The following is a 21,788-nucleotide window of genomic DNA, read 5'->3' on the forward strand; positions in this document are numbered from 1 at the left end:
CGCACCTTCGGAACGACTGCTAGCTCTGCAATTTTGGTATGGCAGCGCCACCGTCACGCGCCGAGTGATTCAGTCTGACACCACGTTCTGCTGAGTCGTTGTCGCCTGAGCCAGCGCCGGACCAGCCAGCGCTTCCTGCGCGAGCAGTGCCCGCTTGCGCGCCAAGCCCCAGCGGTAGCCAGCCAGACTGCCGCTGGCGCTCAATACGCGATGGCAAGGCACCAGGATCGCGATTCGATTGGCCGCGCATGCACTCGCCACGGCGCGGTGGGCTTTGTCGGCGCCGATGGCGCGGGCCACCTCGCTGTAGCTGTGCCGCGAGCCGATCTCGGTACCGAGCAGGAACCGCCATACTTTGATCTGCAATGCGGTGCCGCGGAGATCCAGCGGCACATTGGGGCGCGGTTGGTCATGTTCCAAATGATCCGACAACGCCTGCAACCACGTCGCGAGTTCCGACGACTCGCGTGCCGGGCTTTCCCGTAGCGTTGCATTCGGAAACTCTTGCCGGAGCTTGGCTAGCAACGCCGCATCGTCCGTTCCGAACTCGGCAAAGCACACGCCCGTTTCAGTCGCCGCCATCATCAGGCGGCCAAGCGCCGTATCGGTGCTCGCAAAAAAGATTTGCTCGCCAGCAGCGCCGCTGCGCCAACTCTTGGGGCTCATCCCCAAGTGCCGGAGCGGCTCGCCGTAAACGCGCGAGCTGGAGCCGAAGCCGGCTTCCATGATCGCATCGGTGATCCGCATGCCACGTTTCAGCGCTGCCTTGAACACCTCGCTTCGCGTGGCATCCAGGAGCTGCTTCGGCGAAATGCCGAGCCATGCCTTGAAGCGCTTTTGCAATTGCGTGGGCGACCACGGACCCATCGCCGCGAGATCGTCCAGGCTAGGATTGGCGTCGGCATGCTCGATGAGCCAGCGGGACAGGCGCTCCAGAATCTGGTCGGACTGCTCTGTTTGTTCGGGCCGGCAGCGTTTGCAGGGGCGAAAGCCGGCGTTGATTGCGGCGCCCGGGGTGTCGAACCACCGGAGGTGCTCGGGGCGCGCCGGCCGCGATGGGCATGATGGCCGGCAAAAAATGGTGGTGCTCAAGACACCATAAACGAAGCGGCCGTCAAACCGCGCGTCGCGGGTTTGGACAGCGTGCAGGCATTCTTCCGGGCTGGGCAGGCTCATGACGGGACTCTAGCGGCAATCGGTTTCGGACCTTCAGCTTAGCCAGCGGGGCGCGCCAGACACTCCGATTCTTGCGTGGCATCAACGATCGCTGACAGGGCGCAGCTTGCGATGTCGCGCAAGATTCGGAGTGTTGGATCGTGACGCGCCGATCACACTGGTCTCGCTGCTGCCGCAGTCCGGTCTGGGGATCGCGGAATCGATCACCACCTTTTGTTCCTGGGAGTCCATCATGTCGTTTCGCATCAGCGGCCTGCCGCAATCCGAGTTTCAATCCTTGTTTCAACAATCCGATGCCGATCTGTTGGCGCAAGGCATCCGGCGCATGACCGTGGACGTGTTCCCGGGCTATCCCGACCGCATCAGTCTGGATGACGCGCCGATCGGCAGTACCGTTCTGTTGCTGAACTACGAACACCAGCCCGCCGACACGCCCTACCGGTCGCGCCACGCGATTTTCGTGCACGAGCAGGCGACCGCAACGTTTGACGCGGTCGACACCGTGCCGCCCGCCCTGAAGCGGCGGGTGTTGTCGATTCGGGCGTTCAGCGCGGCCGGCGACCTGCTCGCCGCCGATCTCGGGAAAGGGGACGAGATCGGGCCGAAATTCTCGGCCATGCTGGACGACCCGAACGTCGCATACCTGCATGCCCACTATGCCAAGCCGGGGTGTTTTGCCGCGCGGGTAGCACGGGTGGCGGCAGCGGGTTGAATCGCGTCGGGCGCGCGCAAACCGCGCGCAGCGCACGTTGTTCGGAGCATTGGGAAAAAGTCGGGAATTGGGCGACGTTCGGTGGTGGCTATGGGTGGGCTCGAACCACCGACCTTGGCATTATGAGTGCCACGCTCTAACCGGCTGAGCTACATAGCCGAACGACGCTTTCCGGGAAGGTATCCGTAAAAACCGGACGCTTCTCGGGAAGGGGCGCGGATTGTCGTGACTGGCGCTGGATTAGTCAAGTCCTGGCGCCGACCCTCGATACCCAGCATCGGCAGGTCCGAGGCGCCCATCATGCAATCCGCGCACCCCGGCACCCACTTTCTGACCTGAAATGGCTCGAATTTGTGCCGGAGTTGCTTGTCGGCGCTCGCTTGCTCGTGGAAGAATGGGCGTAGACAAAAATTTTGGAGCCTCACGGTCGTGATCGATCCCGACGGCTACCGACCCAATGTGGGCATTGTGCTGATGCAGGGCGACGGCCGCGTCTTTTGGGCGCGCCGGGTGTCCCGCGATGGCTGGCAGTTCCCACAGGGCGGCATACATTCAGACGAAACGCCACTCGAGGCCATGTACCGCGAGCTGCGTGAAGAAACCGGGCTTGGCCCCGAGCACGTCGAAGTATTGGCTTCGACGCCGGGCTGGCTGCGCTATCGCTTGCCCAAGCGTTACATCCGCCGGCGCGAAAAGCCGGTCTGTCTGGGCCAGAAGCAGGTCTGGTTCCTGCTCCGGATGGTGGGCTGCGACGAGGACGTGCGCCTCGACTCCGCCGACAAACCCGAATTCGACACGTTTACCTGGGTGCATTTCTGGTATCCGCTGGACAACGTCGTGGACTTCAAACGCGAGGTCTATGATCGGGCCCTGACGCACCTGTCTTCGCACGCCCGGATTCTGGTCGAGTTGCCAGAACGCGCCACACCACCGCAGTTTGCCGAAATCAAACGCCACCGCGGCTATTTGCGCGGCGGGCGGCAGTTGGCGCGCTGAAACGATATTGAGTACTGACTGATGACTGCTGTGCCCCCGCTGCCGACGCTCGATGCCGACCAGATTGAACGTGCCATGCAGGTACTGGAGCGCGACGATCTGAACCCGCAGCAAGAGGAGGCGGCGTTGCTCGCCGTCACCGGCGACCCCATGCTCGCCCGCCGGGTGCAGCAATGGCTTCCCGAAGTATTGGCAATGGTGTTCATGGGGCACACGTCAGACGAAGTGGTGCCGCCGGAGCAGTTCCATGCCCGAAACAAGGCCGGTGTTTGGCAGGTCTTTGAGCTTCGGGCCGAACCCTTGGTTCCGGACTGCTTCATCTTTGCCGCGCGCATGATCCATGCTGGCGCGCGTCCTGGAATGGTCGGCGTGCTTCAGCGCAGCGCGTTGTTCAAAGCATTCGCCGAGGTATCCGATGGCGGTGCGAAATCGGTCAGAGGCGCCAATTTCAGGATCGCGCTCCGGCGCATTCCGGCCGAAATCTACATTGGCCAGGCCGACGACCACATCTCCCTGCGTGCGGCCGTCGGATCGGGCGCACCCGATGCGCTACCGCATCCGGCCGCCCATAGCGGCCTGATTGCGCGCTTCCGCAATTGGTTTTCCGGACGTGCCGGCCGGGTCTGAATCAGCCCATTTCTTTGCTTTAAGACCCGCTGTAAGTGCAGCGCTCGCCCGTTCTCGTTTCGCCCGAGCCAAACCAAGGCGCGCTTGATTCGGCGAGAGCGAGTCCGGTTCCTGGCTTTCGCCGGGGAGGTCGATGTCTCGGGCGCGCGAATTGCAAACCGCCCGGGATGAGCGAAGTGTCAGCTCCTGCTCATCATCGTCAGGCGCCAATCAGTTGCCGCAGTTGCTGGGCCGCACGCTGGTACTCGTTGTAAATCTGCGCGACCAGTAGGGACGGTTCGCCCAATTCACCCATCCGGGCGCCGTGCTCCAACCGCTTGGCCATTTCCGACAGTCGCAATGCGCCCAAGTTTGCGCTCGTCGATTTCAGCGAGTGGGCTGGGGCAATCAGTGATTCCACATCATTGGTCTGGGCCGCGCGTTCGAGTTGGGAAAGCGCTTTGGGCGTATCTTCCAGATACACGCGAACCAGTTCGGCGAATTCGGCGCCCATGATTTCCATCAGGTCAGAAACCAGGCGGTTGTCGATTGCCGACTCATTCGCTGGCGTCGATTGCGGTGCCGCGCTGCGGGAGGGGGCCGACGCTCTGGCGGCGCTTTGAGCCGCCGGTTGGCTTTCCATGACGCGTGACTGGGCACCTGGTGGCAGCCACTTGCGCAACATCTGTTCAATCAAATTGCGATTCAGGGGCTTGGACATGTAGTCGTCCATTCCGGCCGCCAAACACTTCTCGCGATCGCCGACCATCGCATTCGCGGTCATGGCCACGATCGGGCGCTTCTGAACCTGGCCTTCGATTTCGAGTTTGCGCATGGTTCGCGTGGACGTGTAGCCGTCCATCACCGGCATCTGGCAGTCCATCAGCACGCAGTCGAACCGACCCGCGACCGCCTTTTCCACGGCGATCTTGCCGTTCTCGGCCACTTCGAAGCTGACGCCGATCAGGGTCAGCAGGCGCTGCGCGACCTGGCGGTTGACCGGGTTGTCCTCGACGAGCAGAACGTGGCCACCAACGCCAGTCTCCGAGCCGCCAGCACTGGCGGACGGTGTCGATTGGGGGGGCGCCGTAAAGGCAGCAGCAGCGACTGGGGCAGGGGCTGGGCGCGTCGGTACATCGGATGGCGCGGGCGTATCGGCGAGCAAGTTGGAGGCCGCCGCCATCGCTTCCGCTCCGGCCTCATTACCGGTAGCGGCCTGATGACCTTCCTGGTTCAGGAGCGCCCGCAAGGCGTTCCGATAGTCGATGTCGGGGGCATTGCGGTGCAGCGACACCGAGCGCGGGCCTGACTTGAAGTCTTCGGGCAACTGATCGTCGCCACTCAGGCCAATCAGGCGGACCTCGCTCAGGTCGGTTTCCCGCAAGACGCCGCGCAGCAGGCTCAGCGCCGTGGCGCGCATTGAGCCAAAGTCGATCAGCAGGTATTCGTAAGCAAAGTTCTGGTTCTTGGCGGTTGCCTTGAGCTTGTTCAGGGCATCGGCGGCCGTATTGCTGACCGTTACCGGGACGTCGAACGTTTGCAGCAAGCCGGTCAGCCGCTTGCCCAGATTGATGTCACCCGTCATCAGCAACGTGCGGCAACCCGCAATGTCGGTGCGGCCGGGGGTGATATCGCCGGCCGCCTTGAGCAGCGGCACCGTAAACCAGAACACCGAGCCTTTACCGACCTCCGACTTGACGCCGATCTGGCCGCCCATCAGGTCGACGATCCGCTTGCAAATGGCGAGCCCGAGACCGGTCCCGCCAAACGTGCGCGTCGTGGAGTTGTCGGCCTGACTGAATTCCTTGAACAGACGCTGTTGCGCCTCGTTCGTGATCCCGATGCCCGAGTCACGCACCGCAAACAGAATTTCCTGATGGGTGCGAGTATCGTTGCGACGGCTGACATGCACACTGACGGCGCCGCGTTCGGTGAACTTGATCGCGTTCGACACCAGGTTCGTCAGGACCTGCCGAAGGCGCGTTGGATCGCCGCGCAGCGCCAGCCGGACATTCTGATCGATTTGCACCGTGTACTGCAGGCCCTTGCCTTCGGCATTGCGGGACATCAGTCGGGTGACGCCGTCAACCACTTCCTTGATGTTGAGACCAGTGGTTTCGAGATCCAGTTTGTTGGCTTCGATCTTCGAGTAGTCGAGGATGTCGTCAACAATCGACAGCAGCTGTTTGGCCGATTGCAGGGCGGTGGTCAGGTATTCGCGCTGATCCGGGGCCAGTTTGGTGCTCAGAACCAGATCGAGCAGTGGCAGGATGGCGTTCAGCGGGGTGCGGATCTCATGGCTCATCGTCGCCAGAAACTCGCCCTTGGCCATCATGGCCGCCTCGGCCGACTGCTTCGCGCTGGTCAGATCACGCTCGATGCTGCGCAGGCGTTCGACTTCACTCCGCAGTTCGGCAATTTCCTTGGCCTGGATGGGGTTTGTCTCGGGCAGACGATTCAGCAACGATGGCGCTGCTGCGTTCGCTGAGTCGGCAGCCTCCTCGTGATCATTTCGCCGGCCGAGAAACGGCAGCGCCAGCAGGGCTGCGCCAGCCAGACCCAGACCCAACCATTTGAGCATGGCCGGTTCAGCAAGTACCTGACCGGACGCGAGTACCAGTCCAGCCAAGCCAACCACCAGAACTATCCAACGAAGCATCGTCCGCTATTCCTTGTGTGTCGCCATCACTGGTGTGTCGCCCTCATTGGCATACCACAGAGTGATGGTCATCGATGAGCCCGGCTGGGCAGAAACGGCCTTTCCGGTCTGAATTCGTGGCAAGCCGGGCGTCCAGGTTCTTTGCAATCATGCCAGTTTGTTCAGATTGCCGCAGCAGCAAAGTCAAAATCCAGACTTTGCGTGGCTTGTTGGACGAAATCGCCCTGAATGTAGTCCACCCCGGTACTCCACAGAGCGGCCGCACACTGCGCGTCCTCGACCTGTGGCGCAATGATGCGGATCCCGCGTTCCCGCACATGGGTGATGGTTTGGCGCAGTTCGGCCCGGATCGCGGGCGTCTGGCCCTCGGGCGACGTGTACTTGTGGGAGAGTTTGATGAATTCCACTGGCACATGTTGCAGCAGTTGGAAGTTGCTCATCGTTGACTCAAACGTGTTGAGGCAGAGCTTGACCCCGATGGTGCGCATCGCCTCGGTAAATGCCGTGACTTGGCGCACGCGGGCTGCGGCATCAGAGGTTTTCAGCTCGAGTACGAGACAGGCGGGATTGACCTGGCGTGCTTCAATCTGGGATTTCAGCCACGATGGCCGCTGCGGGTCGTTGATGCAATCGATCGACTGATGGGCAAACAGCCGAATGGGGTGATTCTCGCGGGCGCGGTCGGCAATCACCATCAGGCACCGGGTCAGCGTCCAGCGATCCAGACCATGGATCAGGCCGTTGCGCTCGGCCATGGGCACAATGACGCCGGCCGAATACATCCGGCCGCCATCGGCGCGCAATCGCGCGAAAGCCTGAAACTGCTCCTCACCCGCACCGCGCAGCGACGCGACGGGCTGGAACAGCAATTGCAATTGGTCGTTGCGGATGGCCTCGCGGAGCAACTCGGCCACCTCCGCCTCTTCGCTGCCGCCGGTTTTGGTGACCGTGGTCTGAAACAGCGCGACGCGCTGATCCGGGCTCTTGCGGGCCAGTGCGCACGCACGCTCAGCGGCGTTCAGCATGGCTCCCGCTTCGCCAAAGTTTTGATGGAAGCTGGCGATACCAATGCTCAGCGCAACGTTGGTGCTGCGGTCGCCCACCTCGAAAATGTGTTTGTCCACCGTTTGCCGTATTTTGGTCGCGGCAGCCAGCATGTCATTCTCGTCCTGCTCGTGGATCAGCGCAAAGAACGTGGTGTCGCCATACCGGGCCAGATAGTCCCGGCCCGGAAACAGTCCGACCAGAAAGGCGCTGACTTGCTTCATCAGATCATCGAAGCCGGTCAGGCCCAACTTGTCGCGAATACCGGTTGCCCCTTCGACGAGCAGGAACATCACGCCACCGGGTTGTAGACGCGCTTCGTCACCGGAAACGATCTCGGTCAGTTTGTCGATGACAAACGAGCGCTCGCTCAAGCCCTGCGCATCTTCCCGTTTGGCGTTGACGACCACGGGCTGCCGCTTGGCCGTGCCGCGTGCGCGCCGGACGCGGTTGGTCACCGCCGAGATGAGGTGTTTGGGCCGGATCGGCTTTTCCAGATAGTCGTCGCCGCCAACACTCAGGGCGTCGAAGCGTTTTTCCTCGTCGTGCTCGCCCGATAGAAACACAATTGGGACTTGATGAAAGCCCTCGCGCTCGCGGATCAAGGTGGTCAGCTCCAGGCCGTCGCACCCGGGCATGTACAGGTCGATCAGGATCAGTTCGGGGTCGAATGGCTGCAACTCTTCGAGTGCGCTCAATGGATCCATGACCGCCCGGGTCTCCATGCCGGCCTTGCGCAGAATCGATTCGGCAAAGAGCGCCTGCGAGCGATCGTCCTCAATGATCAGAACCCGGAACGGCTGGGTGGCGTCGTTGTCGATCAGTTCCTGAATGCGCGCGAACGCATCGTTGGCGGACGCCGGCAGCACAATGAACGCGTCCACGCCCGCGCGCATGGCCCTAAGGCGGGTGGCAATGTCATTCGACTCAGTGAAGACCACAAAGCTGATTTTTTGCGAAGACCGGGCGCGGGCGAGGCGCAAGGTGTCGCCAATCCGGTCAATGGCCTCGATGAACGCGGCATCGACGATGACCATCGCGGGCGTGAGCGCGCCGATCACTTCGATCAGTTCTTCGGCATCCTCGACGGGCTCCAGAGGCAGGCGCCCCTGCTGCAAGCGCTGGTCGATCTCCTTGGCGAGCGGGTTGCCGTCGGACAAATGGTAGACCGAGCGATCGGTGGCCGGAGTCGGCGCTGGGCGCACGGGTTCGGCCGGTTTGGCTTCCAGACGGGTCGGCGGGACAAATGTGGTGACGGCCGCCCGGGTCGGCGTCTCGATTGCAACGGGGGCCGGCGCCAGTTTGGCCGGTTCGACAACCGCTGGGACGTCGACATGTGCCGATGTCCAGCGTTGCCAGTAGTTGGCCGGCGGCGTGACCAGCAGTGGCACGTGCGACTTGACCGCCGCGGCGCGCGTGCTCACAGCCTGCTTGTTGGTCAGTTCAGACGAGTCTTTGCTGACAAAGCGGTTCATCTGCCCGAGGTGCAGGCTGAATTTCTCAGCGCAGGCGGCATCGGGCAGGGTGACCTGCTCGATATTCGGTGCCAGATTGAGTTCCATGGCAAAGAGCAGTTCCGCCAATTCCACAAGGCCATAACGACCCGCAGCGCCAGCCAGCGTCTGGATTTCCTGAAACAGTACATTTAACGCATTGATGTCCCAGCCGCCCATGAGCAGCCGTCGGCCGCGTTTGCCGAGAGCTTCTAGGCGCTTGGGCAGAAACTTCAAGAACGCCTGTTTGTGTTCAGCATTGACTGGTGTTTCTTCCGCGCGGAGCATCGTGCTCGACCCCTGGACCTGGGGCCTGACTATAGCAAGAGCGGCCGGGACAATAATCCGGGGCTGCGTCACAGCACGTTACGGACTGCGGCGTTCAGGTGCGACCTCAGAACGGCCGGACCACCACCAGAATCACCACCCCGATCAGAATGAGGGCGGGCATTTCGTTGTAGATTCTGAGCCACCGACCCGATCGGCTAAAGCGGCGTTCGGCAAACTGACGGGCAAATACCATCAGGCTGCCATGGTACGCGATCAACAAGGCAACCAGCGTGAGCTTGGCATGCAACCAACCTTGGCGCATGAAGTCCGGGCTGACTTGAATCCAACGGAACAACGACCATAGCCCGAAGACCAGCGCCAGTATGCCGCCAATATGCGTGATGCCAAGCAGGCGCCGCTCCATGACGACAAAGCGCGCATGCTCAGCTTCTGAGCTCGCCATTTGGTGGTAAATGAACAGCCGCGGCAGGTAGAACAGACCGGCGAACCAGGCCACCACGAAGATGATGTGAAACGCTTTGATATAGGCCATGAAGCGTCAGGCCGGGCGCAAATTGCTGCTGGTGCCGAACAGACGCACCAGCAGACTCTTTGCCGCCCAGACCAGCAGCACCAGAAACACGGCGAACATCACCAACAGCGCAAACGACAGAAACGGATACGCAAAGACCAGCGCCAAACCAGACGCGCTGACAAGATCCTCTGTGCTCGAAACTGCCGCGTTGCTGACTGGTTCTGGCGAGTGGTTGACCAATGCGCGTGTGCCGGACTTCAGGCCGTGCGCAAGCAGCGCCACGGCGCCGCCAGTGACCATTCCGGCGGTGCTGAGTTCTTGGCCGTCTGACAACGCAAGGCCGCCGACAAAAGCGCCGCCGGGAATGCGAACCAATGTGTGAATCAGGTCCCAGATCGAATCGACGCCGGGGAGTTTATCGGCCATGAACTCGATGCCAGCCATCGCGAGACAAAGCCCCAAGATCCAGGGCGAGGTCACCGCCTGCATGGATTCCGGAATCGGCATCCAGCCCATCAGGCCGGCGATCCCCACGCCAAACACGGTGAGATACACCCGCATCCCGGCGAGCCAGGCCAGCGTAATGCCCAATGCCAAGGCGGTGGTTGGACTCACGTACTCATTCATGACTCGACTCCTGCTGCGCTGGCGATGCCAGCTGACGAACCCGGCTCGTCAGGCCCGGCGGCGGCACCGATTGCGGTTGCCACACGGTCCTGCGATCGACCGGAACGTTATCAGATTCACGTTCGGTGCAACTGAATCGAGGGCATCAAGACCCAGTGATTCACGCATCTTTGGCAGGATGGTCAGTGGAACGTGCGCGCGCCGCGTGTCCCAATCGGGCCAAATCTCGCAGCAGTTCACAGTAAACATTGCAAGTAAGAGGCAACTTCTTGATTCCAGTGCCAATGCCTTGAGCGCGGCTTTTCACGTCACAAAAAACCAGCGGGAAAGCCGCAAGCGCGCGATTTTCTTGCGTTATGATTCGTCTCCGCAGGGATACTACAAGCTGGCCATGACGACGCCTTCGCATCGACTCGAAACTTCCGAATTCAGTACCGCACCCGTGCTCCGCGAATGCGTCGCGAAGGCGGTGCGCCGCTACCTCGCGCAAGCGGGCGACGAAGTCGCTGAAGACCTTTATCGTCTCGTGATGCGTGAAGTGGAAGGCCCTTTGTTTCAGGAAGTGCTCAAGCACTTTGAAGGCAATCTGACCCAGTCCGCGGCGACCCTCGGGATCTCGCGTGCCACCCTTCGAAAGAAGCTCGAAGAATTGGGCTGAGCGCTCGCGGTTGTGGCCTGCCTCATGACGCGCGGCACATTTCAAGCCGCCGCTGAAAGGCATTGGCGCACAGTTGGTTCGGCACCACGTGCCACTTCATGCCAAGTCGCGGCGTCTTTGATTCGCCATCAGCGGAACTGCCCGGGGCTCGTCGGCCTGGCCGCTATAATGTCGGGCTTTCCGGCTAGTGGGTGACCGCCATGAGTGATCTGATCGTTCCGCGCCGTGCGCTCTTGTCTGTTTCGGACAAGACCGGCCTTGTTGAACTCGCGCGGGCGCTGGTGGCCCAAGGCGTGCATCTGTTGTCCACGGGCGGTAGTGCCAAAGCGCTGCGCGATGCCGGCTTGCCGGTCGAAGACGTGGCCGCCTACACCGGTTCGCCTGAGATCATGGATGGTCGCGTCAAGACGCTGCACCCGAAGGTCCACGGTGCGCTGCTTGGCAGACTGCCAATGGATGCGCCCGTCATGGCCGAGTTCGGCATCGAGCCGATCGATTTGTTGGTGGTCAACCTCTATCCGTTTGCCGCCACGATTGCGAAGCCTGACGTCAGTGAGGCCGATGCGGTTGAGAACATCGATATCGGTGGTCCCGCCATGCTGCGTGCGGCGGCGAAGAACCATGATCGTCTGACGGTGTTGTGTGATCCGAGTGACTACGCCGACTACCTGCAGGCCTTGGCCCAGGGTGGGATCTCGTTTCCAGCCCGTCGTCGCCTTGCGGCCAAAGTGTACGCGCACACGGCACGTTACGACGGCATGATTGCCGAGTGGCTCGGTGCGCGAGACGATGCCGAACCAGGCTATGCACCCACCCTGCACCTCTCGTTGCAGCGCCAGAGTGTGCTCCGGTATGGCGAGAATCCGCATCAGCGTGGCGCCCTGTACGTCGAGGCCGATGCGCCCGGCGATGTCGTCGCCCGCGCCGAAGTACTTGGCGGCAAGGAGCTCTCGTACAACAACCTGGCGGACGCCGAAGCGGCACTGGAATGCGTGAAGCAGTTTCCGGGCCCGGCGGCGGTCATCGTCAAGCATGCGAATCCGTGCGGTGTGGCCGAGGGCGCGCACATTTTGCAGGCCTATGATCTTGCTTACGCAACGGATCCAGTATCAGCATTTGGCGGCATCATCGCATTCAACCGTAGTCTCGATGGCGCGACCGCCGCCGAGATCATCAAGCGCCAGTTCGTCGAAGTGGTGATTGCGCCAGACATCGAGGTCGAAGCGCGCGCGGCGTTGGCGACGAAGCCCAATGTGCGCGTGCTCCGCACTGGCCCGTTTCAGAGCAGCCCGCCAACGCGCGACTACAAGCGCATTCGCGGCGGCTTGCTCGTGCAGGATCTCGATACCGACGCGTTGACAGTGGCCGACTTGAAGGTGGTCAGCAAGCGTGCACCGAGTGCCGAGGAGTTGGACGATTTGCTGTTTGCTTGGAAGGTGGCATTTTTCGTGAAGTCCAATGCGATTGTGTACGCCCGCAACCGGCGAACCATTGGCGTCGGTGCCGGGCAGATGAGTCGCGTTGTCAGCGCCAAGATTGCCGCGCTGAAAGCCGAAGAGGCAGGCTTGCAAGTGGCTGGCTCGGTCATGGCGTCCGACGCATTCTTCCCGTTTCGGGACGGTATCGATGCCGCAGCGGCTGCTGGCATTCGCGCGGTGATTCAGCCCGGGGGCTCCATGCGCGATAAGGAAGTGATCGCAGCGGCCGATGAGCACGGTATGGCGATGGTCTTTACGGGTCGCCGGCATTTCCGGCACTGAGCGGCGCTGAAACCGCCATATCTGATGGCGGCTCGGACCAAACCCGGCCGGATTCAGGCGGACTGGCCGGGAAGCAGGAGGCAGGCGGGGAAGCGGCTCCCGCCGAAAGTGCTCAAGAAATCAACAGAGTAGGCGTGATTTGCGGATTTCTGAGCGGTTTTGGCGCAACGGTGACCATGGCGCCTTTGCCTGAAATTCGGCTCATGACTTTTTACGGGACGCCTTGACCGCAAGTGGCTTGGGTCGATACGATTAAAACGTTCGTTTGATACAGTCCAAAAGGGACCCGCCTTGAGCAATCCGCATTTTTCGACCAAGGAGCGCATCCTGAGCGCTGCCGAGGATTTGTTCGCGCGCTCCGGCTTCGCCGGTGCCTCGCTCCGTCAGGTCACTGCGTCAGCCAATGTCAATCTGGCGGCCGTCAACTATCACTTCGGTTCCAAAGAAAACCTCATCAATGAGCTGTTCAAGCGGCGCCTGGATGAGCTCACGGCCGAACGCACCAAGTCCTTGAACAAGGCGCTGGCGACCAAGCCCGTGAGCCTGGAGTCAATTCTCGAGGCCTTTGTTGCGCCGGCGTTGCATCTTGCTTCGGACCGCGGGGGTGGACAAAGCTTCGTGCGCCTCTTGGCCCGTGCATTTGCCGAGCAGGATCAGCGGCTGCGCCGATTCGTATCCGACAACTATGGCCATGTGCTGAAGGAATTCGCCAAGGCCATCCACCAATTCGTACCCGAGCTGCAGAAGGAAGACCTGTACTGGCGGCTCGACTTTGTCAGCGGCGCGCTGACGTACGCCATGAGCGATTTCGGCATGATCAAGAAGCCGCCGACGCTGACCGAAGAACAGCACCGTGCCAATGCCGCGAAGCAGTTTGTGCGCTTTGCTGCGGCTGGTCTGCGCGCGCCCTGATCCATCTTTACCTGGAACCATCCAATGAGTGATATCAATCTGCGAGTTCGCCGAGTCGCCGTGCTCGGCGCCGGCGTCATGGGTGCGCAAATCGCTGCGCATCTGGCCAACGCCAGTGTGGAAGTGATTCTGTTCGACCTGCCAGCCAAAGAAGGCGATCCGAATGGCGTCGTGCAAAAGGCGCTGGCGAATTTGAGCAAGCTGTCGCCGTCGCCGCTGGCAACCAAGGGCAAGGCCGCCGAGATCCAGGCAGCGAACTATGAGCAGCATCTGCCGCTCTTGAAGCATTGCGATCTGGTCATCGAAGCCATTGCCGAACGCATGGACTGGAAGCACGACCTCTATCGCAAGATCGTGCCGCATCTGCGCGACGATGTGGTCCTCGCCACCAATACATCTGGCCTCAGTATCAATGCGCTCGCCGAAGCGCTGCCGCCCGAACGGCATGAGCGGTTCCTGGGTGTGCACTTTTTCAACCCGCCACGCTACATGCATCTGTGCGAGCTGATTCCGATCCGCCGCACCGACCCGCGCATTGTCGAAGAACTCGAAGCATTTCTGACCACGGTGCTCGGCAAGGGCGTGGTGCGTGCGAAAGACACGCCGAACTTCATCGGCAACCGCATTGGCGTGTTCTCGATGCTCTCGGTGATGCATCACACCAAGCGCTTTAGTCTGAGTTTCGACGTGGTCGATGCCCTGACCGGTCCGGCAATCGGCCGTCCGAAAAGCGCCACGTACCGCACCGCGGATGTGGTGGGTCTTGACACCATGGCGCATGTCATCAAGACGATGGCCGATACCCTGCCAAACGATCCGTGGAAGGAGTTCTTCGTCGCCCCGGACTGGCTGAAGGGCCTGATCGAGAAAGGCGCATTGGGTCAGAAGGCCAAAGCTGGCATCTACATGAAGCAGGACAAGGATATTCTCGTCCTTGATCTGGCCACGCAGACCTACAAACCGCAGACTGGCAAAGTGTCGCCCGATGTCGAGGCGGCGCTCAGGATCAAAAACCCGGCCGAGCGCTTCCAGGCGCTGCGGGCGTCGGCAGATCCGCAGGCACAGTTCCTGTGGGCGTGCTTCCGCGATCTGTTCCACTACACTGCGTATCACCTGGAAGAAATCGCCGACAACGCCCGCGATGTCGACTTTGCGATCCGCTGGGGTTACGGCTGGATGCATGGTCCGTTCGAAACTTGGCAGGCTGCTGGCTGGAAGACGATTGCCGCCGCTATAACGGCCGAAATCGCGGCTGGCGAAACGATGGTGGATGCGCCGTTGCCCAAGTGGGTGACTGACGGCAATCGCGCCGGCGTGCATGCCGCGCACGGCTCGTTTGCGCCGCGCGACAACACCTTCCGGTCGCGCAGCAAGGCGCCGGTTTACAAGCGCCAACTGTTCCCGGATCCGTTGATTGGCGAACTGCCACATCCGGGCGAAACCGTATTCGAAACGCCGGATGCCCGTTGCTGGCATCAGGGTGATGACATTGCGATTCTGTCATTCAAGACGAAGATGAACACGGTCAGCGCCGGTGTGCTCGACGCAGTCAATCGCGCGGTGGACGAGGCCGAGCGTCGTTTCAAAGGACTCGTGATCTGGCAGCATGGTGAGCCGTTCTCGGCGGGAGCTGATCTGACCGGCGCGATGGCCGCGCTGCAAGCAAACAAGATCGCCGATCTCGAAGCGATGGTCGATCGCTTCCAGCAAACGTCGATGCGCATCAAGTACTCGCTGGTGCCGGTGGTGGCTGCGGTCCGTGGCATGGCGCTTGGCGGCGGCTGTGAGTTCCAGATGCATTCGGCGCGCACCGTTGCAGCGCTCGAAAGCTATATTGGCCTCGTGGAAGCGGGCGTCGGCCTGCTGCCGGCTGGCGGTGGTCTGAAGGAATTGGCGTTGCGTGCGAATGCCGCGGCGCAGGCGTCGTCGAGTGGCGATGTCTTCCCGTTTCTGCAGAAGGTGTTCCAGACGGTGGCGATGGCTACGGTCTCGGGTTCTGCGCTCGAAGCGAAGGAGCTTGGTCTGCTGCGCCAGAGCGATGTCGTCGTGTTCAACCCGCACGAGCTGCTGTACGTCGCGAAGTCCGAAGCGAAGGCGCTTGCTGAGACTGGCTATCGTCCGCCCGCCACGGCGCGTGCGGTACCCGTCGCTGGCGATGTCGGCACTGCCACGTTGAAGATGATGCTGGTCAACATGCTGGAAGGTCGCTTTGTGTCGCCGCACGACATGGAAATCGGCAGCCGCATTGCCGACACACTGTGTGGTGGCGACATCGAACGCGGTCAAACGGTCGACGAACAGTGGTTCCTCGATCTGGAGCTGAAGCATTTCGTGGCGTTGGCCCAGATGGCCAAGACCCAGGAACGCATCCAGCATACGCTGACCACCGGCAAGCCGCTGCGCAACTAATCGGCGACGAAGGAGATTCCTCAATGAGCAAGATTATTCAAGACGCCTACATCGTTGCCGCCGTGCGTACGCCGGTTGGCAAAGCCCCGCGCGGCGTCTTTCGCAATACGCGCCCGGACGACCTGCTCGCCCATGTGTTGAAGGGCGTGCTGAAGCCGTTTCCGCAACTCGATTTGAATCGCCTCGATGACATTGTTGTCGGTTGTGCGATGCCCGAAGCCGAGCAGGGCATGAATGTGGCCCGCATCGGCGCGCTGCTGGCTGGCATTCCGAATTCGGTTGCGGCCATGACGATCAACCGCTTTTGCTCGTCTGGCGTGCAAGCGGTCGCGCTCGCCGCCGATCGCATCCGCCTCGGTGAGGCCGATCTGATGATTGCGGCCGGCACCGAGAGCATGAGCATGATCCCGATGATGGGCTCGAAGGTTGCGATGAATCCGGCCGTATTCCAGGACGAGAACGTGGCCATTGCCTACGGCATGGGCATCACCGCCGAGAAGGTCGCTGAGCAGTGGAAGATCACGCGCGAGGCGCAGGACCAATTCGCGCTGCGTTCGCATCAGAAGGCGATGAAGGCCATCGAAACAGGTGAATTCGCCGACGAGATTCTGCCGTACGACATCGACGATCGCCTGCCGAATCTCGACACGCGCCAAGTGGTCGTCAAGCGCAAGTCGATCAGTCAGGACGAAGGTCCGCGTCCGGATGCCAGCATCGAAGGCCTGGGCAATTTGAAGCCGGTGTTCCGTAACAAGGGCTCAGTCACAGCCGGCAACAGCTCGCAGATGTCCGATGGCGCGGGTGCGGTGCTGCTGGCAAGCGAGCAGGCCGTGAAGGACTTCGGCTTGCAGCCGATTGCGCGCTTCGTGTCGTTTGCGGTCGCAGGCGTGCCGCCCGAAATCATGGGCATTGGTCCGAAGGCAGCCATTCCGAAAGTCTGCAAGCAAGCCGGCATCAGCCAGGACAAACTGGACTGGATCGAGTTGAACGAAGCGTTTGCCGCGCAGGCGCTCGCCGTGATCAACGATCTGGGGCTCGATGCTGGCCGCGTGAATCCGCTTGGTGGCGCGATTGCGCTCGGTCATCCGCTCGGTGCGACCGGCGCGATTCGTGTCGCGACTCTGGTTCATGGCCTGAAGCGTCGTCAGCAGAAATACGGCATGGTGACCATGTGTATTGGTACCGGCATGGGTGCGGCTGGAATTATTGAGTCGTTGTAAGACTTGTGAATCGCGATCGACCGTTCTCGGAAGAACCGGCCGCAACGCCCGCGGTCGATCCGCGTGTGGAGACGCAAGAAGCCGATGTCACCCAGGCATACCTGAATGACATCGGCGGGATTTCACTGCTTGATGCCGAGCAGGAACTGGCGCTCGCCCGGCGGGTGCGAACTGGCGACGCCTTGGCTCGAGGCCAGATGATTGAGGCGAATTTGCGATTGGTGGTGAGCGCCGCGCGGCCCTACCAGGCTCGCGGCCTGCCGTTGATTGAGTTGATTGCCGAGGGCAATCTCGGGTTGATCCGCGCGGTGGAGAAGTTTGATCCTGAGCGCGGGTTTCGCTTCTCCACCTACGCCATGTGGTGGATCCGTCAGGCCATAGAATTTGCCTTGATGCGGCAGACGCGCGCCGTGCGCCTGCCCGTGCATGTGTTGCGCGAATTAGCCCAAGTGCTGCGTGCAGCGCGCGAACTCGCCCAGTCACTTGGCCGCGAACCGTCGCTTGATGAGATCGCCAGAGCGCTCAACCGGCCGGTGGCGGACGTTTCGGAAATCTACCGCTTTCACGAGCGCGTCGATTCGCTCGATCAGGCGGTGTCGGATGATGACGAGCGGCTGCTAGCAGATTTGGTCAGTGCGGAATCTGAGAACCCAGAGGCGTTGCTGATTGAGTCGGGCAACGAATCCAAATTGCAGGGTTGGTTGGAGTCTCTGCAGCCGCGCAGTCGGGAAGTGCTGGAGCGTCGATTTGGTCTGAACGAGCGCGCGGCGCAGTCGCTTGCAGAGGTAGCTGAAGTACTTGGTATTTCTAGAGAGCGGGTGCGCCAGATCGAGGCCGAAGCGATCGCCCGGATCCAAAAATTGAATCGCGGTTGAGGGGTTTGTATCGATTCTTGTGGGCGCTATGGTCGCACCGAAGGTGCGCTTATTCGCGCATCAAACGGTCGGCGACGATTCGCGATTTTCACGACGGCACAGTGTGGCAAGTAGCCCTCTCCCCAGCCCGCTTCCACTCGCGTGGGAGCGGGAGTCGACTCCCTCCCCCGCGATCGCGGGGGAGGGGGTTACTTGCGGTCAGAATCATCAGCACGCGCAATTCATTGGTTCGGAAAACCAATGGGTTATGGCGTATTTGATGAGAGCGGCGTTAGGCGCGAATCAATCTTGCGGCCAGCTTGGTTCGGGCCTGAAGGCCCTCCTACAAAAAGGCGAATCAATCTTGCGGCAAGCTTGATTCGGGCCTGAAGGCCCTCCTACAAAAGGGCGAATCAATCTTGCGGCCAGCTTGGTTCGGGCCTGAAGGCCCTCCCACAAAAGGGCGAATCAATCGTGCGGCAAGCTTGGTTCGGGCCTGAACGCCCTCCTACAAAAGGGCGAATCAATCTTGCGGCTTGCTTGGTTCGGGCCTGAAGGCCCTCCCACAAAAGGGCGAATCAATCTTGCGGCAAGCTTGGTTCGGGCCTGAAGGCCCTCCCACAAAAGGGCGAGTCAATCTTGCGGCCAGCTTGGTTCGGGCCTGAAGGCCATCCCACAAAAGGGCGAATCAATCTTGCGGCAAGCTTGGTTCGGGCCTGAAGGCCCTCCTACAAAAGGGCGAATCAATCTTGCGGCTTGCTTGGTTCGGGCCTGAAGGCCCCCTTGCATCAGTCCATACAGTCTTGCACTTCCGTACGGATCGAGAAACCCGGCCCATGAAAAAACCCGCCCCAGTCGCCTGGAGCGGGTTTTTTGCGTAGAACCATTTACTTCTTGTCGAACCCGCGGCGGACCATCAGCGCATCGGCCTTCGGCGGCGCACCGCGCCATGCGGTGTATTGAGCGAGCAGATCACCAACGCCACCAATGCCCAGCACTTGCTTGCGGAACGCATCGCCGTTCTCGCGGGTCATGCCACCGCGCTCGGTGAAGCCGGCAAATGCATCGGCATCGAGCACTTCGCACCACAGATAGCTGTAGTAACCCGCCGAGTAGCCGCCCGGGAATACATGCGAGAAATACGTGCTGCGATACCGCGGGTAGATCTCGTCCATGTAAACGCCGTTCTGCTCCAGGGCCTGGCGCTCGAAAGCGAGTACGTCGGTCGGCATGGTCGCGCCATCGAGTTCATGCCAGCTCATGTCGAGCAGGGCCGATGCCAGATATTCGGTCGAGGCAAAGCCGGCGTTGAAACTGGATGCGTTCTTGATCTTCTGCACCAGCTCGTCTGGAATCGTTTCGCCGGTCTCGTGGTGCTTGGCGAAGTTCCGCAGCACGGTCGGTTCATAAGCCCAGTTCTCGAACCACTGCGACGGGAACTCGACGAAGTCGCGCGGCGTGCTGGTGCCCGACTGCAGCGGATACTGATGATTGGCGAACAAGCCATGCAGGGCGTGACCAAACTCGTGGAACAGCGTGTTCATTTCATCCGAAGTCAGCAGCACCGGTTGGCCGTCAGCAGGCTTCGGGACATTCAGATTGTTGGTGACGACCGGTTTGGTGCCAAAGAGGTAGGACTGATCGACAAAGTTGGTCATCCAGGCGCCGCCGCGCTTGTTCGGGCGTGCGAAGAGGTCGAGATAGTAAATGCCGAGCTGGTCGCCATTGGCATCAAACACATCGAAGGTACGCACGACTTTGTCGTAGACCGGCAGGTCGGTGCGTTCCTTGAACGTCAGGCCGAACAGTTTGTTGGCTGCAAAGAACACACCGTTGTTGAGAACCGAATCGGCTTCGAAGTACGGGCGAACTTGCGATTCGTCAAGGTTGTATTTCTTGGCGCGGAGCTTCTCGGCGTAGAACTGCCAGTCCCAAGGTGCCAGCTTGAACTTGCCGCCAGCCTCATCAATCAGGGCCTGCAATTCGCCGGCGTCCTTCTTTGCCGCCGCGACCGACGGAGCCGCGACGTCCTGCATCAGCTTCTTGGCGTTGGCAGCGGTCTTCGCCATCTGATCTTCGATGATGTAGTCAGCGAAGTTGTTGTAGCCAAGCAGCTTGGCGCGCTCGGCGCGAAGTTTGGCGATTTCCAGAATCAGCGGCTGGTTGTCATTCGGGCCGCTGGTGTTGCGCTCGATCGAGGCTTTGTACAGGCGCTCGCGGAATTCGCGATTCTGAGCCTTGCTGAGCAGCGGTTGCGTCGACGTGTTGACGATGGCGAACAGCCAGCCGTCCTTGCCTGCGTCCTTCGCGGCGGCGGCGGCGGTGTCCAAGTCGCTTTGCTCCAGGCCCGCGAGCGCTGCCGCATCGGTCACGTGAACCGCGGCGTTCTTGGTGCCTTCCAAAACGTTCTGCTGGAACTTGGTCTGAACCTCGGACAGTCGGCCGTTCAGCGTTTTCAGTTGCTCCCGGGCATCACCCTGCAGCAGCGCGCCATTGCGTGTGAAGTTCAGGTAGTAACGGGTCAGCACCGATTCCTGCTCAGGCGTCAGCCCGAGCGTGGCGCGCTGTTCGTACAACGATTTCACGCGGGCGAACAGGGCCTCATTCAGTGTGATGGCGTCCTGATGGGCGGCGAGCTTGGGCGCAAAGTCGGCCTGCACCTGATCCAGTGTGTCGTTTGTGTACGAGCCCGTCACGTAGAAGAACACATTGGCGACGCGGAGCAAGGTTTCGCCCGAACGCTCCAGGGCCTCGATCGTGTTCACGAACGTCGCTGGCTCGGCGTTGTTGGCAATGGCCTCGACGGCCTCCAATTGCAAGCGCATGGCTTCGGTCAGCGCGGGGGCGTAGTGCTCATCGCGGATCGCCGAAAAATCGGGGGCCTGCAGCGGCAAGGTGCTCGCTTTCGAAAACGGATTGCTTGCCCAGTCGCCAGCCTGCGCGGGGGCTTGCGCTTCGGGTTTGGGAGCGTCGGTCACAGCGGGGGTTTCCGGTTCGGATTGGCAGGCGCTAAGCGAGACGCATACGGCCAGGGTGATCAGGGTTTTTCGGACTGCAGGAATCATGGCGGACGTTCCAGGGACAAAAGAACTGCGATTCTCGCGCGAAATTGATCAGGGCACAGGGCCGGAAGTCCTGAGTCACGTTGATTTTCGTCTGCTGCGACGCAGCAATCGCGGCGTCGACTGGGTCACGAAAGCGCGAAAAAACCCCTGAAAGTTCCTTGACTTCGAATATTCCGGGGTCTATGGTGGGCTTTAGTGCCAAAAACTGTTTTTTGGTGGGTTTTCGTGGAATAGATAAGCAGAGAGCGTTGTTGCCACAGTGTTTCAAGGTGAAACCGCCATCACGATCGACGACAAGGGCCGGATGTCCATTCCGAGCACCTATCGGGAGACCGTGTCCGCGCAGTGTGGCAACAAACTGGTGTTTGTCTACAACCCGTTTGAACAGGGTTGCCTGTGGATCTTCCCGGTGCGTGACTGGGAAAAGCTGCGCGACCAGGTCAACGGGCTGTCGAGCCTCAACGCGGTGCATCGCAATCTGCAAATGAAGTTGGTCGGTGCAGCCACGGTGGTGGAGTGCGATAGCAACGGTCGCCTGCTGGTTCCGGCGAGCCAGCGTGCGTCGGCCAAGATCGAGAAGAACGCTGTGCTGCTTGGCATGGGCGCGAAGTTCGAGCTGTGGAGTGAATCGGCGCACCAGAAACAGATCGCGGCCACGATCGGTGAGGCCGAGGTCACGCCAGACATGATGAAGCTGAGTCTGTAGCCATCGCGCGGAGACTGGGCAGTACGAGGACGAGGAACCGCGGCAGGAGGCTGCAAACAGAACAGGAGTGAATGTGGTGGTGCATG

The 21,788-nt window shown here is 61.1% G+C and carries 16 protein-coding genes and 1 tRNA gene; 10 read left to right on the forward strand and 7 right to left on the reverse strand.

Going from position 1 to position 21,788, the window contains the following annotated elements; genetic code table 11:
- Positions 1-69 precede the first annotated feature (69 nt).
- Positions 70-1,176, reverse strand: coding sequence for a bifunctional transcriptional activator/DNA repair enzyme AdaA (locus C7S18_RS01190; RefSeq protein ID WP_106889825.1), 1,107 nt, complete (start codon positions 1,174-1,176; stop codon positions 70-72).
- A 232-nt stretch (positions 1,177-1,408) separates the two neighbouring features.
- Here C7S18_RS01190 and C7S18_RS01195 point away from each other — a divergent pair, with 232 nt between their 5' ends.
- The gene (locus C7S18_RS01195; RefSeq protein ID WP_106893869.1) at positions 1,409-1,888 is read left to right on the forward strand and encodes a DUF1203 domain-containing protein; all 480 of its coding nucleotides are present in this window, start codon (positions 1,409-1,411) and stop codon (positions 1,886-1,888) included.
- A gap of 82 nt (positions 1,889-1,970) precedes the next feature.
- Here the strand turns inward: C7S18_RS01195 and C7S18_RS01200 are convergent.
- Positions 1,971-2,047: transfer RNA gene (locus C7S18_RS01200), tRNA-Met, on the reverse strand.
- A 270-nt stretch (positions 2,048-2,317) separates the two neighbouring features.
- On the opposite strand from C7S18_RS01200, the gene C7S18_RS01205 reads away from it, so the two are divergent.
- Positions 2,318-2,884 (forward strand): RNA pyrophosphohydrolase, encoded by a 567-nt coding sequence (locus C7S18_RS01205; protein WP_106889826.1) that lies wholly within the window; start codon positions 2,318-2,320, stop codon positions 2,882-2,884.
- Between the two features lie 21 nt (positions 2,885-2,905).
- On the forward strand, positions 2,906-3,511 hold the full coding sequence (locus C7S18_RS01210) for a hypothetical protein (protein WP_106889827.1): 606 nt from the start codon (positions 2,906-2,908) through the stop codon (positions 3,509-3,511).
- A gap of 199 nt (positions 3,512-3,710) precedes the next feature.
- Here the strand turns inward: C7S18_RS01210 and C7S18_RS01215 are convergent, their stop codons facing one another.
- The 4 genes from C7S18_RS01215 to C7S18_RS01230 form a co-directional block, all read right to left on the reverse strand.
- On the reverse strand, positions 3,711-6,149 hold the full coding sequence (locus tag C7S18_RS01215; protein WP_106889828.1) for an ATP-binding protein: 2,439 nt from the start codon (positions 6,147-6,149) through the stop codon (positions 3,711-3,713).
- A gap of 161 nt (positions 6,150-6,310) precedes the next feature.
- Positions 6,311-8,974: an EAL domain-containing protein gene (locus C7S18_RS01220; protein ID WP_106889829.1), complete on the reverse strand. Its 2,664-nt coding sequence runs from the start codon at positions 8,972-8,974 to the stop codon at positions 6,311-6,313.
- 106 nt (positions 8,975-9,080) lie between these two features.
- Positions 9,081-9,509: a CopD family protein gene (locus C7S18_RS01225; RefSeq protein ID WP_106889830.1), complete on the reverse strand. Its 429-nt coding sequence runs from the start codon at positions 9,507-9,509 to the stop codon at positions 9,081-9,083.
- 6 nt (positions 9,510-9,515) lie between these two features.
- Entirely contained in the window at positions 9,516-10,118 is a 603-nt protein-coding gene (locus C7S18_RS01230) for a DUF4126 domain-containing protein (protein WP_106889831.1), read from the reverse strand.
- On the opposite strand from C7S18_RS01230, the gene C7S18_RS25235 reads away from it, so the two are divergent.
- From C7S18_RS25235 to C7S18_RS01260, 6 genes are all read left to right on the forward strand, one after another.
- Positions 10,117-10,776: a helix-turn-helix domain-containing protein gene (locus C7S18_RS25235; RefSeq protein ID WP_425481087.1), complete on the forward strand. Its 660-nt coding sequence runs from the start codon at positions 10,117-10,119 to the stop codon at positions 10,774-10,776. The two genes, C7S18_RS01230 and C7S18_RS25235, sit on opposite strands and share 2 nt — an antisense overlap.
- Positions 10,777-10,976: 200 nt before the next feature.
- Positions 10,977-12,536 (forward strand): bifunctional phosphoribosylaminoimidazolecarboxamide formyltransferase/IMP cyclohydrolase, encoded by a 1,560-nt coding sequence (gene purH, locus C7S18_RS01240; RefSeq protein WP_106889832.1) that lies wholly within the window; start codon positions 10,977-10,979, stop codon positions 12,534-12,536.
- A gap of 291 nt (positions 12,537-12,827) precedes the next feature.
- Complete coding sequence (locus C7S18_RS01245; RefSeq protein ID WP_106889833.1) at positions 12,828-13,448, forward strand: TetR/AcrR family transcriptional regulator; 621 nt, start codon at positions 12,828-12,830, stop codon at positions 13,446-13,448.
- 24 nt (positions 13,449-13,472) lie between these two features.
- Positions 13,473-15,857 (forward strand): 3-hydroxyacyl-CoA dehydrogenase/enoyl-CoA hydratase family protein, encoded by a 2,385-nt coding sequence (locus C7S18_RS01250; protein WP_106889834.1) that lies wholly within the window; start codon positions 13,473-13,475, stop codon positions 15,855-15,857.
- A gap of 23 nt (positions 15,858-15,880) precedes the next feature.
- Positions 15,881-17,077: an acetyl-CoA C-acyltransferase gene (locus C7S18_RS01255; RefSeq protein WP_106889835.1), complete on the forward strand. Its 1,197-nt coding sequence runs from the start codon at positions 15,881-15,883 to the stop codon at positions 17,075-17,077.
- A gap of 5 nt (positions 17,078-17,082) precedes the next feature.
- Complete coding sequence (locus C7S18_RS01260; protein WP_106889836.1) at positions 17,083-17,952, forward strand: sigma-70 family RNA polymerase sigma factor; 870 nt, start codon at positions 17,083-17,085, stop codon at positions 17,950-17,952.
- Positions 17,953-18,818: 866 nt separating this feature from the next.
- On the opposite strand, the gene C7S18_RS01265 is transcribed toward C7S18_RS01260, so the two are convergent.
- A complete protein-coding gene (locus tag C7S18_RS01265; RefSeq protein WP_106889837.1) occupies positions 18,819-20,996 on the reverse strand; it encodes a M3 family metallopeptidase in 2,178 nt (725 codons plus the stop codon).
- A 304-nt stretch (positions 20,997-21,300) separates the two neighbouring features.
- On the opposite strand from C7S18_RS01265, the gene C7S18_RS01270 reads away from it, so the two are divergent.
- Positions 21,301-21,702, forward strand: coding sequence for a division/cell wall cluster transcriptional repressor MraZ (locus C7S18_RS01270; protein ID WP_240624067.1), 402 nt, complete (start codon positions 21,301-21,303; stop codon positions 21,700-21,702).
- Positions 21,703-21,788: the final 86 nt, after the last annotated feature.

It is taken from the genome of Ahniella affigens (genome assembly GCF_003015185.1).
In the GTDB taxonomy this organism is placed as follows: Bacteria; Pseudomonadota; Gammaproteobacteria; order Xanthomonadales; family Ahniellaceae; genus Ahniella; species Ahniella affigens.